Raw genomic sequence first — 15460 nt, forward strand, 5'->3', positions numbered from 1 at the left:
CTGAACGATGCCGGCCTGGCTGCACCTGATGGCGGAATCGCTGCGACCCCTGCTTTACGCAGGGCTCGTGTTCACGGTTCCGCTCACGCTCGCGTCGTTCGCGATCGGCCTGCTGCTCGCATTCGGCGCGGCGCTCACGCGGCTGTTCGGGCCGCGCTGGGCGCAGGCCGCCGTGCGCTTCTATATCTGGCTGTTCCGCGGCTCGCCGTTGCTCGTCCAGCTGTTCGTGATCTTCTACGGCTTGCCGAACGTCGGCATCGTGCTCGATCCGCTGACGGCCGCCGTGATCGGCTTCTCGCTGAACGTCGGTGCGTACAACGCCGAGGTGATCCGCGGCGTGATCGAGTCGATCCCGAAGGGGCAGTGGGAAGCCGCGTACTCGATGGCGATGACGCGCGCGCAGGCGCTGCGCCGCGCGATCCTGCCGCAGGCCGCGCGCGTCGCATTGCCCGCGCTGTCTAATTCATTCATTTCGCTCGTGAAGGACACGTCGCTCGCGGCCGTGCTGACCGTGCCCGAGATCTTCCAGGCCGCGCAACGCATCGCGGCCGTGACCTACGAACCGCTGATCCTCTATACCGAAGCCGCGCTGATCTATCTGCTGTTCAGCTCGGTGCTGTCGTCGCTGCAACGCCGACTGGAGCTTCGCTTCGGCCGCCACGCGCTGTTTCAGGCGGAGTTGCGATGATCCGACTCGAACGCGTCGACAAGTCGTTCGGCTCGCATCGCGTGCTGAGCGGGATCGACCTCGCGTTGCAGCCGGGTAGCGTGACCGCATTGATCGGCCCGTCCGGCAGCGGCAAGAGCACGCTGCTGCGCTGCGTGAACCTGCTCGAAGTGCCGGAGGCCGGTACGCTCGCGGTCGGCGATGCGCGCATCGAATTCGCGCCGGGGCGCCGGCCGTCGCGCGACGCGGTGTTCGCGGTGCGCAGGCAGACCGGCATGGTGTTCCAGAACTTCCAGTTGTTTCCGCACCTGAGTGTCGTGCAGAACGTGATGGAAGGGCTCGTGACCGTGCAGCGCTGGCCGCGCGAACGGGCGCGTGAGCGGGCGCTCGCGTTGCTCGACAAGGTCGGTATCGCGGACAAGGCCGACGCATGGCCGGCCACGCTGTCGGGCGGGCAGCAGCAGCGCGTCGCGATCGCACGGGCGCTCGCGCCGTCTCCGCAGGTGCTGTTGTGCGACGAGCCGACGTCGGCGCTCGATCCGGAGCTGTCCGTCGAAGTGGTCGAGGTGCTGCGCCAGCTCGCGCGCGAAGGCACGACGATGCTGATGGCCACGCACGACTTGCGCCTGGCCGCATCGATCGCGCACGACGCGATATTCCTCGCCAACGGCCGCATCGTCGAAGCCGGCGCATCGCGCGACCTGTTCGTCCGGCCGCGCGACCCGCGCACCGCGAAGTTCGTCGCGACGCTCGCGCAGGGCGTGCCGGCGTTTTGATGCGGCACGCGATGCCGATGGCGTTCAGCCCGGCGCGTGCCCATCCAGTACCGCGGCGACGATCGCCTCCGGTGCATCCTCCTGGACCAGGTGCCCGGCGCGCGGCACCCTGATCAGCGTGCCGTTCGCGATGCGATCGGCAAGCGCCTGCCCCTGCTCGAGCGGAATCCACGCGTCGTCCTCGCCCCACACGATGCGCACGGGGAAGTCCGGTGGCGCGTAGCGCGCCTCGGCTTCCTCGATGTAGCGCTGGCGCATCTGAGCGATCTGGCGATAGAACGCGGCCTGGCCGGCCGGCGTGAGCCACGGCGCGCGGTAGATCGACAGCGCTTCGTCGCCCAGCGGCCGCGCCACTGCATTGCCGAGATAGGCCGTCAGGAGAGCGTGATGCGCATACGCGGGCAAGCCGGTGAATGTGGCTTCGTGCTGCGCGACATGCCGCACGAACGGCGAGCCTTGCGGTGCGATCGCGACCGGGTTCACGAGCGTGAGATCCGCGTACTCGATGCCGTCGAGAAAGTGCGCGCGCAACACGGTGGCGCCGCCGTAGTCGTGCGCGAGCACGCGTGGCTGCGAAATTCCCCACTCGTTCAGCATTGCGCCGAACAACGCGTTCTGTCGGCCGAGCGACACGTCGGCGTCCGGCATGTCGGACTGGCCGTAGCCGAGCAGGTCGTAGAAATACACGCGATGCCGCCGCGCGAGCCACGGCGCGATCCGGCGCCATACCTGCGACGAAAACGGCGTGCCGTGCACGAGCACGAGCGGCGGGCCTTCTCCGAGCGTGCCCCATGCAATCCGGTGGCCTTCGAAATTGAAGCGATTCGCGAGTTCGAGCATCGGCTTCTCCGTGCTAACCTGTTTTGATTGTTAACAGGTTACGCCGGATTCTCCGGATGTGAAACCTATAGGTGAAATTAAATGGTTACTCGATCCGAGCCTGCGCGACACGCGCACGCATGGGGTGCGGCCGATTTCGTCGGCGGCCATCCGGCGCTCGATTTTCTCAATACGGTGGCCGACACGGGCAAGACGCGCGACGAGGACAAGCTCGTCGACTGGCCGGCCGTGCGCGCGTGGGCGGAGCAATCGGGATTACTGGCGCCGGACGATCTGGCGCGGCTGCTGCGTCATCTGCGGCAGGACGGGCCTGACGAGCTGGTTGCGCTGCGTCGCTTTCGCGACGATGCGTATGTCGCGGTCGCGCACCTGACGGCCGGGGGCGGCGGCGGCGCCGGTGCGCGCGCAGTGGACCGGCTTGCGGTGGCGATCCGCGAAGCGATCGGGCGCAGTGCGTTTGACGCGGTCGACGGCCGTTTCGCGTGGCGGCCCGACGCGCGTGCCGCGTCGCGCTGGATCGATGCGGCCGCGCTCGGCTTCGAGCAGTTGCTGCGCAGCGACGATTTCGCGCGCGTGCGGCAGTGCGGCCGGTGTACCTGGTTCTTCGTCGATCGTGGCCGCGGCGTCGGGCGCCGCTGGTGCGACATGCGCACGTGCGGGAATCGCGCGAAGGTGGAGGCGTTTCGGGAGCGGTGAAGCGGCGCGCGGAGCAGATTCCGGAGGATTAAATGAAACGAGTGCGTTTAACGGTAAAAATGACCTGAAAACTTCCATGGCGTGCGGTTAACGCCTGCCGCTCCAGCCGATGCGCTTTCGTTTTCAGTATTTCTTGCCGGTTCGTTATCTGGGGCGGCAAGACATTCAAGTTATGCAACATCCCGAATAAGTCGCGCGGTCGATATTTCTTAGAAATTGAAAGTATCTGTAAAATTCCTGTCAGGTACGACGGGGTGCGCCTGAGAGAGCGCGCCGGCACGAGCGAATCAAAAACGGCGGGTAATACATGAACACGACCGACCTGGCTCAGGCCATTCGAGGTGGCCTAATTCAGCAAGATCGCCTGATGAAATCGGATATTCCAGCGCTGCCTGGAAATGCGCTGGTTCCGCGGCGCGCAATTATCGATGGCGAACTTGGCCGAGACTTCAGCATCACGATCGACATGCTGTCCGCGGCCGCCACCCTCGAGCTCAAGATGCTCATCGCGCAGCCGATGACGCTTTGGGTCCGGCAGGCGAACGCGTCTTATCAGCCGCTCAACGGCTATGTGCATACCGCGCGACGCCTTGGCTCCGACGGCGCCCTGACCAGTTATCAGTTGATCGTTGCGTCCTGGATGCATTTTCTGAAGTTTCGCCATGATATGCGGTACTGGCAGGACCAGCCGGCAGATCAGATCATCGCGGACGTTTTTGCAATGCATCCGCAGGCTCGAGGTCGATTCGAATTCGCCTTGTCGCGCCCGCTGCCGACGCGCTCGTATTGCCGGCAAAGCGAAACCGACTGGCACTTCGTGCATCGTCTGATGGAGCAGGAAGGCCTGTTCGGCTTCTGGCGGCATGCGGCCGACGGGACATCCCATACGCTCGTCGTGACCGACGATATCCACACGATCGATGCAATGACGCCGGAAACGGTCGAATTCTCCCGTTTCGGTAGCGGCAGCGAGGTCGACGCATTTACGCAATGGTCAGGATCTCGCACGCTTCAAAGCACGCAATACACGACCCGGACGTTCGACTACAAGTCGCCGTCGACGGCCTTTTCGCCGAAAGGGACGACGTTGCCGACGCGCAGCGACCAGGGCGATTTACCTGCGCAGGCCGAGGTCTACGAGTACACCGGCGCCTATACCTATGGTGCCCAGGCGCGCGGCGAGCAGTTGTCGTCGGTCCGGCTGGAGGAATGGGAGTCGCGCGCGAAGCGTTTTCACGGCATCGGCGGTGTGCGCGGCATCGATGCGGGGCGCCGCTTCACGCTTGACCATCACCCGATGCACGATGCCGATCCGGTCGAGCAGCGTCAGTTCGCTGCGATCAAGGTCCGGCGCTACATCGAGAACAATTTGCCGGGCTCGGTGCGCGACGGAGATTTCCCGCATAGCCTCCAGCGCCGCATCGACGACGCACGCGCGGAGCGGACGCAGAACGTATCGTCGTCCGCGTCCCACGAGGACGGAAGCGCCGGGTTTTATCGGGTGGAGGTTGAGGCGCAGCGCGTGAGCTTGCCGTTCCGCAGTCCGTTCGAGCACGACAAGCCGCTGATGCACCTTGAAACGGCGATCGTGGTCGGCCCGGAGGGCGAAGAGGTGTATACGGACGAGCTGAACCGGGTCAAGGTCCGGTTCGTCTGGGATCGGAGCAATGCCGGCGACGAGCGCGCGTCGTGCTGGCTGCGTGTCGCACAATCGGATAGCGGCAGCGGATATGGCGGCGTGCATTTGCCGCGTGTCGGCGAAGAAGTGATCGTCGGCTATGTCGGCGGCGATTGCGACCGGCCGGTTGTGCTGCATCGCGTCTACAACGGTGCAACACGGCCGCAATGGCACAGCAACGGCATTTTGTCTGGGTTTCGCTCGAAGGAATATGCGGGCAGCGGCTACAACGAAATGTCGCTGGACGACGCGACGGGCCAGACCCGGGCGAAGCTGTTCAGCAGCAACGCGAACAGCATGCTTCACCTCGGTTACCTGATCGAGCAGAGCGGCAATTCGCGCGGCGGGTATCTCGGCAGCGGCTTCGACCTGCGAACCGATGCATACGGTGCGATGCGCGCCGGCCAGGGGCTGTATCTGTCGACTTACCCGAAAACGGTGGCCAGCCAGCCGCTCGACGTCGATGATGCGCGTCAGCAGTTGTCCGGCTCCGCTGAACTGCTCGGCACGATGTCGGGGGTGAGCGAACAGCATCGGGCAGAGAGCCTGAAGGATGGCCACAACGAAATGAAGGCATTCGCCGACGCGACCCGGAAAGCCGATACGCCCCAGTCGTCTGGGGGGCGCACGGCTGGTGGTGGAACCGGCAGTGCCAATGCGTTCTCGCTGCCGCTAATGCTGTTCGGCAGTCCGGCAGGCATTGCGTTGTCCGCTCAACAGGACGTGCACCTGTGTGCGGCGCACCAGACCAACGTGGTCAGCGGTGGCAGCGTGCATGTGGCGGCTGGCCAGTCGCTGGTTGCCGGCGTGATCGAGAAGATCAGCCTGTTTGCGCAGAACGCGGGGATGAAGCTGTTCGCCGGTAAGGGCAAGGTCGAGATTCGGGCGCACACGGATGATATCGAGTTGACCGCGCAGAAGGCGGTCAAGGTCATGTCCGCCACACAGACGGTCGATGTGGCGGCGAAGCAGGAAATCCTGTTGACGTCGGGTGGAGCGTACATCCGGATCAAGGACGGCAACATCGAGCTGCATGCACCCGGAAAAATAGACGTGAAAGGCGCGCAGCACAATTTTTCCGGGCCGACGAGTCAGGCGTATCCATTGCCCCAACTGCCGAACGGTGTCTACAAGGAGTGCCTGCTCGGCGCTCATCACGGGTGCGACATGTTCACCGGAGCCTGACGATGAGTGATATCCGGACCGTCGAGCGCGCCATCGACCCGTGGCTGCTGCATGTCGACTATCTTCGTACATCGTTGCTCGCACCGCGCGACGGGCAGGCATCGTCCCTGTACCTGCTGGTCGACACGCGGAGCCAGCCAGATCTTCAGAAGCGCTGGGTCGAGGATCGCAACTGGCGATACGTGTCGCTGTGGGACGGCCTGTCGACGGCGGCTTATCACGACATCGCACCATACCTGATTGCGATTGAACCCGACGTGCTCGACGGCCCCGACGGGCGTCACGCGTTGCTCCGACAGTTGTGGATGGATGTGGCCGATCGTCCGATGCTGACCTGGGTGGCATCGCCATTCGGGCTGGATGCACTGGCGCAGCACTTCCGGCGTTTTTGCACATTCCGCAATCCGGCGTTGCGGCTTTTCTACCTGCATTTCTACGACAACCGCGTGCTGACGCGGCTGCATCAGGGATTCGACCCGGCACTGTGGCAGGCATTCATTGCGCCCTGCCATGCACTGGGCAGTCGCGATCGCCGGAATCGGCCGGTAGTGTGGCGCAATTCGCAGCCGCCGTTGTACACGCCTGATCCGACGCCGCTGATGCTGAGCGAAGCGCAGCACCGGCGGCTGCTCGAAGTCGGCTATCCCGACAAGCTGGCGATGCAGCTCAGACGGTCCTGCGACGTGGACGAAGACGAGGTGGCGGACGCCGACTGGATCGAGCGAGTCGAGACGCAGCTTGCGCGCGCAGCCACGTACGGATTGAAGGAGGAGCAAGTGCTCGCGCGATATACGATCCTGGGTGTGCTGATCTCGCGGACGTTTGACGAGCATCCGGCGGTGCAGCCGATCTTGCAGCGGCTCGCAGATGGCGAGAGCGCGTCGGCGACGCTGGATGCGGTCGAGGCGGCGGTTGAGCGGCATGTCGACGAGTTGACGGGGCGCAGGAGAGGGGGCTGAGTTGTCGTTATACGTTCAAGGGTGCGCACTTCACGGTCGAGCGGGCAATGTGAGATATCGACGACGATCCCGATCTTTGCGCACCGCTTGAGAAGTTCAGGAAGACGACCCGTGTGCATGGGCCGCCGACCGAAGTGAAGGGCAAGCCAGGCCAGATGAAATCAAGCGCTTTCGAGCATGGTGGGTTGAAGTCAAAACAAGGAACAAGTCCTGGAATGGGTAAATCGTTCAACATGTCCACGCGGTTCTCGTGCGCTATCGGCCGGACTGCCGTCATGGCAATGATCGTGGCGACGGTGTCGCTGTCGGCATGCGACAAGTCGTCATCGGAGCCGGTCTACAGTAGCGTGGGGGTCGAGGCGTTCAACTATACGTCGTACAACCTCGATCACTTTGTCATCCGCGATCAGTACGGCAACAAGGCGAGTGGCGGCGGCGATCTGATGCCAGGCTCGGGTGCGGGTAGCGTGAGTTGTTGTTATGCCCTGAAGGGCACGGATTTCACGGTCGATTGGGATGTTTACGACGCAGACGCTGCGCAAAAACAGATCGATGCGCAGCAGGATATTTCCGTGATCAGGAAGACGGCCCGTGTGCATATGCCGCCGACCGAAGTGAAGGGCAAGCCAGGCCAGAATGTGCTGGCCCTGCACTTTTATCCGGACGATCACGTTGAATTCGAATTCCGCGACGATCTGCAGGGCGCACGGATTTCCTACGCAAAGGTCGACGAGTGGTTTCAACGGACGTACGGCAAGGCGGCCAACCCGGACAACCTCGATGATGCGAAGTCGTTCCGACGCACCGTGCGCGTAGCGGCGGACGGCTGGAAGAAGTACGGGCTGACGAGCGAGAAGGATCTTGAACAGTACGTCTACTACGCATTGGTCGTGAATCCACGCTTCGATGAATACCCGGCGGTGCAGAAAATCCTCGTGGAAACGAAGGGAAAACCGGATGCATTCGGTGACGCGATGCGGAAGCTGTCACCCGCCACCGTCGATGAGATCAAGCGCTTCCGTCCGGAGCAGAAGGAGGTGGCACGTGGCTGATCCCGAGATTGACAACAACAACCTGGATCCGGCCGACCGGACGCCGGAGATGGTTCGCAGCAAACGGGCCGCGAGCGTTCAGGCATACAAGTCCGACGACTGCATTCCGTGCGGCGGTATCGTTCATGTCGGATTCTTCTTCGATGGTTTCGGGCGAAGCCGTAACGAAGACGATCCGGCGACTTCACGCTTCTCGAACATCTGCCGGCTGTTCGAGGCGCATCGGGATAAGGATGACCGTCGGCGTCAGACGCCCACTTACTCGAATGAGCTCTGGTATCGCTACTATTACTCGGGAATCGGTACGGACCTGAATTCCGAGGCGAAGATCGGGGTGCTCGATAGCGCGGGAAACAAGGTCACGAAAACGGTGGAGAGCCGTGCGGCTGAGAAATTGAAGGGACTGCCTGGCCAGATTTCGGGTAGCAGCCGGTTGAAGATCGATCCCGAGAAGACGATGCAGGAAGGCATCAAGAAAGGCTGGTCGGAGCTTTCGTTCAAACCGGTGGCGGCTGCCTTCAACGACATCGTGAAGACGGCCGAGCAGTTGCCGGACCGGGCGCTGCGCATGGTGAAGATGATGTCGGCCGACCGGTACGTCCGACGCGGCCGCGCCGTGTTGCGTTCGACGTTGTATGAGTTCGCCGAACATCCGTGGAAATTCGGCTGGACCTTCGTCAAGGGCACGGTGATCACCACCGGGCTCGATTCGATACCGTGGTTTCGCGACAGCCGCGCGCTTGCCCGTGTTATGGGCACGGGCGTGCAGGATCGTGTGACCATGGCGCTGGAGCAGTTCGAGAAGACGTTTGACGACGCACTGAAGGAGCGTCAGAAACTGCAGCGGATCCAGGTGTCGATTTTTGCTGCCGACCGAGGGGCCGTGGTTGCACGGGTGTTTGCCAACGAACTCGCCGAGAAGTACAAGCGACGCAGTGCCAGTGATCTCGCGATACGGGGTGTGCCGATCGAGATCAAATTCATGGGGCTGTTCGATGCGGTGTCGTCGGTCATGGAGGAAAACAAGCTGCTGAGCGCGTTGCCGGTGCTCGACCTGCTCAAGCAGAACTTCAGCGACTTGAGCCTTGCCGTGCCGGCGGCCGTGCAACGCTGCGTCCACTTCGCGGCTGCGCACGAATTGCGTTTCTACCAGCGGCTCGACAGCCTGGAAAAGACGCGTGGCGAGCAGTACCTGTATCCCGGAACGAGCGAAGACGTGACGGGAGGCGCGCCGCCAGGGTCGCTCGGTGCGCGGGCGGAGTTGCAGCGCATTCCGTTGCGCGACATGTTGAATGCTGCATACGAGGCAGGTGTCGCGATCGACTCGATGGAACTTCTGTACAAGTACAAGCCTTTGACGTACCAGCGGTTTTCGTTGGCCCGGCGTATCTCCGAAGGCGGCGCTTCCTACACGATGCCCGAGCTCATCAACGCGTACCAGAAGATCGTGCCGCGCAAGCCAGGGCTGGATTTCCAGGCGCACATGCAGGTGTTTATCCGCTGGATCGCCGTGCGTTACCAGTCACCGGCGTTCCGTTCATCAGTGACGCAGGAGGCTGATCGCCTCAAGGCGGAGCATCAGCGGCTCTTGAAGGCCAAGCAGGATGCGCAGGCGGCTTACGACGCCGAGCGTCGGCGCCCGTTCGGCAGTGCGAAGAAGCTGATCGAAGCGCAAAGCCGGCTTGACGATGCGAACCTGGCCGAGGACATCGCGTTGCGTAAAACTCGGGTCGAACTCGCCCGGCCAGCCGAAAGCGTGTGGGAGCGGCTGGAGCACGAGGCAGCGGAGATGACCCAGCGGGCGGCGCGGCAGGACAGCCTGAAGCATGCGGCGGAGAGGGTGAAGACGCAGCGCATCCAGCCGTGGGGAACCGATGTCGATACCAGCGTCCGGGTGATCGAGGAGTCGTTGCTTGCGCCGGACCAGGTTGCGCTGGCCAAGGTTTGGAGCGAGGCAGTCGCCGGCAAGAATCCGTTGCCAGCCGAAGTGATGGCGCTGTTCGATTTTCTCGTTCACGACACGATGCTGACGAGCTGGCACGATCACCTGCTTTCCGGTCCGTTGTACTTCCAGACGCGCGCGACGGATACGTTCGGCACGACGGACTTCGCGGCGGAGAAGAAGCAGCATGACCGCGACGAGCGTCGGGCGAAGCACGCTGATCGCCAGAATCAGACGATCGACGCGTCGAGGCCGGCGCGCCTGCCGGGCGTATGACGCGTCGAGGAGGAGCGTAGCCGCGCGCCGTTACGGCTCCACTTCCCGGTGCCGCTGCTCCGGCCACAGCGTCGCGGCGATGAACAACCCGGCCGCGACGAACGGCGCGCCGATCGCGAACAGGATCGCCGTGAGGCCCCAGCGTTCCCAGAAGCGGTCGACGATTGCGCGCTCGGGGGTGACGGGGTCGTACAGCACGTTGACCGCGTCGCCTTCGTGCAGGCCCGGATGCGACGACGCCGAGCCCTGCGCGAACGTGATCAGCCGCCCGCTGTCGGTCGTGAACGCGACGATCGCCGAATACAGCGACGTGCGCGACCGCGACGATGTTCCGTTCGTCGCGATCTCGACGACATGGCCGGTCGAGCGCGCATAGTGATGGACGATCTGCCACTGGCGCAGGCCGGCCGCGCCGGCGCCGGCGAGAAAGCTCGTGCCGATCGCGATCGGAATCACCACGATCGCGATATCCCAGCGGCGCCGCGTCTCCCTGCGTGCGGCGCGGGTCGGCGGTGCGGGATCGGATTGCCGGCGGCGACGCTCGCCGGCGATCAGCAGGCCGCCGATCGCGAACGATACGACGGCGAGCAGCGCCGGCACGACCACCGGAAACCAGTGTTGCGCGAAATCGTCGATCAGCGCGGGGCGGTCGGGATGGTCGGGGTCGAGCAGCACGTCGACGTTCTCGCCGATGTCGTACGCGGGGACGGTCGACGCGGTATTGCCGGCAACTTCGCGGCGCCGGCCGTCGTTCGAGAGGTACGCGACGATCGGCCGGTACGCGCGCATCGCGTCGCTGTCCTGCACGATGCGCACGACCGTGCCCGGCGCGCGGACCAGGCGGCCGGTCGCGCCGCCGGCCGTGACGGCGAGCACGCCGGCCAGCACGAGCAGCACGATGCCGAGCAGCATCGCGACGAGCGGGCCCTTACCGGGCATGACCCGATCCGGTTCGTGCGCCGCGCGGCGGATTCGGGTGTGATCGGGTGAACGGCTCGTCCCGACGGACAGGCCGATATCGGCGCAACCATGCCCTCTGAATGGTCGCGTCTCGTTCACATGCTTCCATGTCTGACGTCCCATGTTCTCTCAGTGCCGGCGGGCAAACGACGGTGCCTGTGCCGGTCGTGTGATATTTGTCGGACGATTCTAGCGGAAACGGTGCGCAAGATGCGTGCGGTCGCATGCTGCGAATGGCACGCGCCGTGAATACGGCGGCGAAAAAGGAAAAGGCCGGTCAGCTTGCGCTGACCGGCCTTTGAAATTCCTGGTGGGGCGTGAGTGACTCGAACACTCGACCTACGGATTAAGAGTCCGCTGCTCTACCAACTGAGCTAACGCCCCCAACAGAAGAAAGATTATGCACGAGCCTTTTGGGCTTGGCAAGACCTTTCTGCAAATTTCCTGAAAATATTTCGTCACGCCGATGGCGGCAGCCGGCGCGGCAACGAGCGGTCGCAGTTTGCGCGCTCCCGGTATGATGACGCCACACGTGTTGCGCGGCGGTCGCGCAACACTTTCTGGACATTCGAAGATGGACGAAAACGCAGTCCGCGAATTGCTGGATCGCCTGCTGGCCCCGTGGGTCCGCTCGCTCGGTCTGGTCCCCGTGTCGATCGGCGACGACAGCGTCACGCTGCGCCTGCCGTTTTCCGGCGAATTCCGCCATTCGGGCGGCATCATCTGCGGCCAGGTGTTCACGGCGGCCGCCGATACCGCGATGGTGGTCGCGATCTCGTCCGCGCTCGGCGAGTTCCGGCCGATGACGACGGTATCGCTGAACACCAATTTCATGCGTCCCGTGCGCAAGGGCGATGTGCTCGTCACCGCGCGCGTGCTGCGGATGGGCCGCAACCTCGTGTTCGGCGAAGTCGAGCTGTTCGACGAGGACGGCAAGATGGCCGTCCACGCGACGTCGACCTACGCGCTCGTCAGCTGAGCGGCGCGATGTTCGACCAGATCGTCTTCGCGGGCGGCGGCAATCGCTGCTGGTGGCAGGCCGGCTTCTGGGATGTCGCGCGGCCGGCGCTCGACCTGCGTCCGCGCGTGATTACCGGCATCTCGGCCGGCGCGGCGACCGCGTGCATGTTGTATACGCGTGACGCCGCATGGGTGATGCGCTATTACGAGGAGGCGCTGCGCCACAACCGGAAGAACGCGTACTGGGGCAACCTGTTCGGGCGCGAGCCCGTGTTTCCGCATTACCGGATCTACCGCCAGGCGTTGCTCGACATCTACGGCGAGCCGTTCGCGAAGCTGGCCGACGCGCCGGAGATCCGCATCGGCGTGTCGCACGTGCCGCGCTGGCTCGGCGCGCGCAGCGCGGTCGCCGCCGGGCTCGTCGCGTACAACATCGAGAAATACGTGCGCAAGACACTGCACCCGACGCTCGGGCGCACGCTCGGCTTTCGGCCCGAGTTCGTGCGTGCGCAGTCCTGCACGCAAGTCGACGAGCTCGCAGACCTGATCCTGCAGTCGTCGTGCACGCCACCGTTTACGCCGGTGTTGCGTCGCGGCGGCCGGCCCGTGCTCGATGGCGGAATGGTCGACAACGTGCCGGTCGACGCGCTCGATCCGTCGCCGGGCGACGTGCTGGTGCTCGTCACGCGGCTGTATCCGCGCCCGCAGATGTTCACGGTCGCGCATGGCGACCAGCGGCGGCTGTACGTACAGCCGTCGAGCAAGGTGCCGATTTCGAGCTGGGATTACACGAGCCCGCAGCAGATGCGGCATGCGTACGACCTCGGGCGGCGCGACGGCGAGCATTTCCTCACGCGCGTCGGCGCAATGACGGGCGGCCGCGTGGCCGCCTGACGGTCGGGAACGGAGGGGAGCGGGGGCCGCGCGACGCGCGCAGCCCGTGCGTTCAGCGCTTGCGGATCGGCGTCAGCGCTTCGGGGTTGGCGACGCTCGACATGTCGCCGTCGTCGAACGCGAGAATGTTGCGGAATGCTGCACTGAAATACAGCTCGTAGCTTTCGCGTTCGACGTAGCCGATGTGCGGCGTGCAGATCACGTTTTCCATCCGCAGCAGGCTGTAGCCCTGCAGGATCGGCTCGCTTTCGAACACGTCGATCGCGACCATGCCCGGCCGGTTGTGCGACAGCGCGTTGACGAGCGCGTTTTCCTCGAGCAGTTCGGCGCGGCTCGTGTTGACGAGCAGCGACGTCGGCTTCATCCGCATCAGGTCTTCCTGCTTCACGATCCCGCGCGTGTCGTCGTGCATGCGCAGGTGCAGCGACAGCACGTCGCTCTGCTCGAACAGCGCCTCGCGGCTCTCGGCCGCCGTGTAGCCGTCGGCGCGCGCGGCTTCGAGCGAATGCTCGCGGCCCCAGATCAGCACGTTCATCCCGAAGGCCTTGCCGTAGCCGGCGACGAGCCGGCCGATCTTGCCGTAGCCCCAGATGCCGAGCGTCTGGCCGCGCAGCACCTGGCCGAGGCCGAAGTTCGGTGGCAGCGCCGACGTCTTCAGGCCCGACTGCTGCCAGGCACCCTGCTTCAGGTTCGCGACGTACTGCGGGATACGGCGCTGGGCGGCCATCACGAGCGCCCACGTCAGTTCGGCGGGCGCGACCGGCGAGCCGGTGCCTTCGAGCACCGCGATGCCGCGGTCGGTACAGGCTTCGAGGTCGATGTGGCTCGACACGCGGCCGGTCTGGCTGATCATGCGCAGGTTCGGCAGCTTGGCGAGCAGTTGCGACGAAATCGGGGTCCGTTCACGAATCAGCACGAGCGCCTCGACTTCCGCCAGGCGGCTGGCGAGCTGTCCCAGGCCGCGCACCGTGTTGTTGAAGACCTTCACGTCGTGGCCGGCAAGCATCTCGAAGCAGTTCAGCTTGCGGACGGCGTCCTGGTAGTCGTCGAGGATGGCAATTTTCATGGTGAACGGGTGTCGCGCGTTGAAAGCGGCAGTGGCGGCGGGCGCACGTCGCGCACCCGTTCCGCCCGGCCGGGGCCGACATGATGCTACGTCGGCCGCCTTCTTGGTGCCTTTTTAACAGGTTGTTACGCTCCGCCGCAATTGGCGGGAGCCTGACCCGGCGCCGCTCGCGTGCGGGGCGCAAAGGTGCGCTGTTGTGTCGCATCAAACACGTCTTTCCTGATTCGGCTACTTACTCGACGAGGTTCACCCAATTGTTGCTCCAATCAGAATAATTGGATCATCTATCCGCGAAGGGCGAGGATTTTTGACTATTTTTATCGTCAACAGCCCCCTTGTTGAGCAACTCTGCATCATTTCCGCTGTCGTAGGAGAATTACGCATTTGCTTCATCTTTTTGAAGTTGTACTAGCGGCAGGAGTCGTTTATGGATCACTTGCAGTCGATGCGCGTTTTCGTGAAGGTTGCAGATCTCGGCAGTTTCGCGCGGGCCGCGAGCGCAATGGATATCTCCAACGCGGTCGCGACGCGCCACGTCGCCGACCTGGAAGGCCGGCTCGGCACGCGCTTGCTGAATCGCACCACGCGCAGCCTCTCCCTGACGGAGTCGGGTCAGGTCTATCTGGAGCGTGCCCGCCAGATCCTCGATGAGCTCGAGGACGTCGAGCAGATGGTCGTCGCACGCAATCACGAACCCGTCGGCACGCTGCGCATCGTCGCGCCGGTCGTGTTCGGGCTGCACAACCTTGCCCCCGTGCTGCAGTCGTACACGGAGAATTTCCCGAAAGTGGTGCCGGATCTCACGCTGGTCGACCGGCAGGTCGATCTCGTCGAGGAAGGTTTCGACGTCGGTATCGTCGTCACGCGCCAGATGCGCAGCGCGAGCATCGTCACGCGGCGCCTGACCACCGGTTGCATGACCGTGTGCGCGACGCCGAGCTATCTGGAGAAGCACGGCGTGCCGACCCACCCGGAGCAGCTTGCCGAGCACCCGAGCCTGAGCCTGCCGGCCGAATACTGGGGCGACGAGCGCGTGTTCACGGGGCCGGACGGCGAAGTGCGCGTGCGCCCGACCAATGTGATCGTCGCGAACAACACCGCGATGCTGCGCCAGTTCGCGTTACTCGGGATGGGTGTCGCGATCCTGCCGAGCTACCTGATCGGCAGCGACATCGCGCGCGGCGCGCTCGTGCGTCTGCTGCCGGATTTCCGGCTGCCGCAGGTCGAGATCAACATCGCGTACCCGAGCCGGCGCCATCTGCCGGCGAAGGTGCGGACGTTCATCGACCACCTCGTCGAGCATTTCAGCCACTCGACCGACGCGATGATCGGCGAGCAGTGGGCCGCGCAGAGTTCGGCGCTCGCGCCGATCGGCGTCGAGACGCGTGCGGAGCAGCCGGAAGCGGCCGACCCGAACCTGTCGCCGCGCCTGCCGCGTTCGCCGCGCACGCGCGTCGCGGTGCCGTCGCCGCTGTAACGGCGCGACGGCGGGGCGGCGGTTGCCGCCGG

13 protein-coding genes and 1 tRNA gene are annotated in these 15460 nt (G+C 64.4%); 10 read left to right on the forward strand and 4 right to left on the reverse strand.

All coding sequences use genetic code 11. The features are described 5' to 3' along the window. Nucleotides 1-7: 7 nt before the first annotated feature. Both U5798_RS19485 and U5798_RS19490 read left to right on the forward strand, forming a co-directional pair. On the forward strand, nt 8-688 hold the full coding sequence (locus U5798_RS19485; RefSeq protein WP_322082914.1) for an amino acid ABC transporter permease: 681 nt from the start codon (nt 8-10) through the stop codon (nt 686-688). Further along, a complete protein-coding gene (locus U5798_RS19490) occupies nt 685-1443 on the forward strand; it encodes an amino acid ABC transporter ATP-binding protein (protein WP_322082915.1) in 759 nt (252 codons plus the stop codon). Before U5798_RS19485 ends, U5798_RS19490 begins: the two co-directional genes overlap by 4 nt. Nucleotides 1444-1467: 24 nt before the next feature. Here the strand turns inward: U5798_RS19490 and U5798_RS19495 are convergent, their stop codons facing one another. Next, complete coding sequence (locus U5798_RS19495) at nt 1468-2283, reverse strand: alpha/beta fold hydrolase (protein ID WP_322082916.1); 816 nt, start codon at nt 2281-2283, stop codon at nt 1468-1470. Nucleotides 2284-2364: 81 nt separating this feature from the next. On the opposite strand from U5798_RS19495, the gene U5798_RS19500 reads away from it, so the two are divergent. From U5798_RS19500 to U5798_RS19520, 5 genes are all read left to right on the forward strand, one after another. Further along, on the forward strand, nt 2365-2979 hold the full coding sequence (locus U5798_RS19500) for a CGNR zinc finger domain-containing protein (RefSeq protein ID WP_322082917.1): 615 nt from the start codon (nt 2365-2367) through the stop codon (nt 2977-2979). Between the two features lie 307 nt (nt 2980-3286). After that, the gene (locus U5798_RS19505; RefSeq protein WP_322082918.1) at nt 3287-5842 is read left to right on the forward strand and encodes a type VI secretion system Vgr family protein; all 2556 of its coding nucleotides are present in this window, start codon (nt 3287-3289) and stop codon (nt 5840-5842) included. 2 nt (nt 5843-5844) lie between these two features. Next, nucleotides 5845-6801, forward strand: a complete 957-nt coding sequence (locus U5798_RS19510) for a DUF4123 domain-containing protein (protein ID WP_322082919.1) — start codon at nt 5845-5847, stop codon at nt 6799-6801. Between the two features lie 275 nt (nt 6802-7076). Further along, on the forward strand, nt 7077-7853 hold the full coding sequence (locus U5798_RS19515) for a DUF3304 domain-containing protein (protein WP_322082920.1): 777 nt from the start codon (nt 7077-7079) through the stop codon (nt 7851-7853). Next, the gene (locus U5798_RS19520; RefSeq protein WP_322082921.1) at nt 7846-10071 is read left to right on the forward strand and encodes a phospholipase effector Tle1 domain-containing protein; all 2226 of its coding nucleotides are present in this window, start codon (nt 7846-7848) and stop codon (nt 10069-10071) included. The genes U5798_RS19515 and U5798_RS19520 overlap by 8 nt, the downstream gene beginning before the upstream one ends. Before the next feature lie 30 nt (nt 10072-10101). Here U5798_RS19520 and U5798_RS19525 read toward each other — a convergent pair whose 3' ends face one another. Both U5798_RS19525 and U5798_RS19530 read right to left on the reverse strand, forming a co-directional pair. Further along, nucleotides 10102-11154 carry a DUF3592 domain-containing protein gene (locus tag U5798_RS19525; RefSeq protein WP_322082922.1) on the reverse strand — a complete coding sequence of 351 codons (1053 nt, stop codon included), beginning with the start codon at nt 11152-11154 and terminating at the stop codon, nt 10102-10104. A gap of 185 nt (nt 11155-11339) precedes the next feature. Then, nucleotides 11340-11415, reverse strand: a tRNA-Lys gene (locus U5798_RS19530). Between the two features lie 190 nt (nt 11416-11605). On the opposite strand from U5798_RS19530, the gene U5798_RS19535 reads away from it, so the two are divergent. Together U5798_RS19535 and U5798_RS19540 are read left to right on the forward strand one after the other, a co-directional pair. After that, entirely contained in the window at nt 11606-12010 is a 405-nt protein-coding gene (locus U5798_RS19535) for a PaaI family thioesterase (RefSeq protein ID WP_034201217.1), read from the forward strand. 8 nt (nt 12011-12018) lie between these two features. Continuing rightward, a complete protein-coding gene (locus tag U5798_RS19540) occupies nt 12019-12885 on the forward strand; it encodes a patatin-like phospholipase family protein (protein ID WP_322082923.1) in 867 nt (288 codons plus the stop codon). A gap of 52 nt (nt 12886-12937) precedes the next feature. Here the strand turns inward: U5798_RS19540 and U5798_RS19545 are convergent, their stop codons facing one another. After that, entirely contained in the window at nt 12938-13951 is a 1014-nt protein-coding gene (locus tag U5798_RS19545) for a D-2-hydroxyacid dehydrogenase family protein (protein WP_034179363.1), read from the reverse strand. 427 nt (nt 13952-14378) lie between these two features. Between U5798_RS19545 and U5798_RS19550 the strand changes: the two genes are divergently transcribed. After that, the gene (locus tag U5798_RS19550) at nt 14379-15428 is read left to right on the forward strand and encodes a LysR family transcriptional regulator (protein ID WP_124455784.1); all 1050 of its coding nucleotides are present in this window, start codon (nt 14379-14381) and stop codon (nt 15426-15428) included. The last annotated feature ends 32 nt before the right edge of the window (nt 15429-15460 follow it).

Origin of the sequence: Burkholderia sp. BCC1972 (assembly GCF_905339605.1) — a bacterium.
Lineage (GTDB): Bacteria > Pseudomonadota > Gammaproteobacteria > Burkholderiales > Burkholderiaceae > Burkholderia.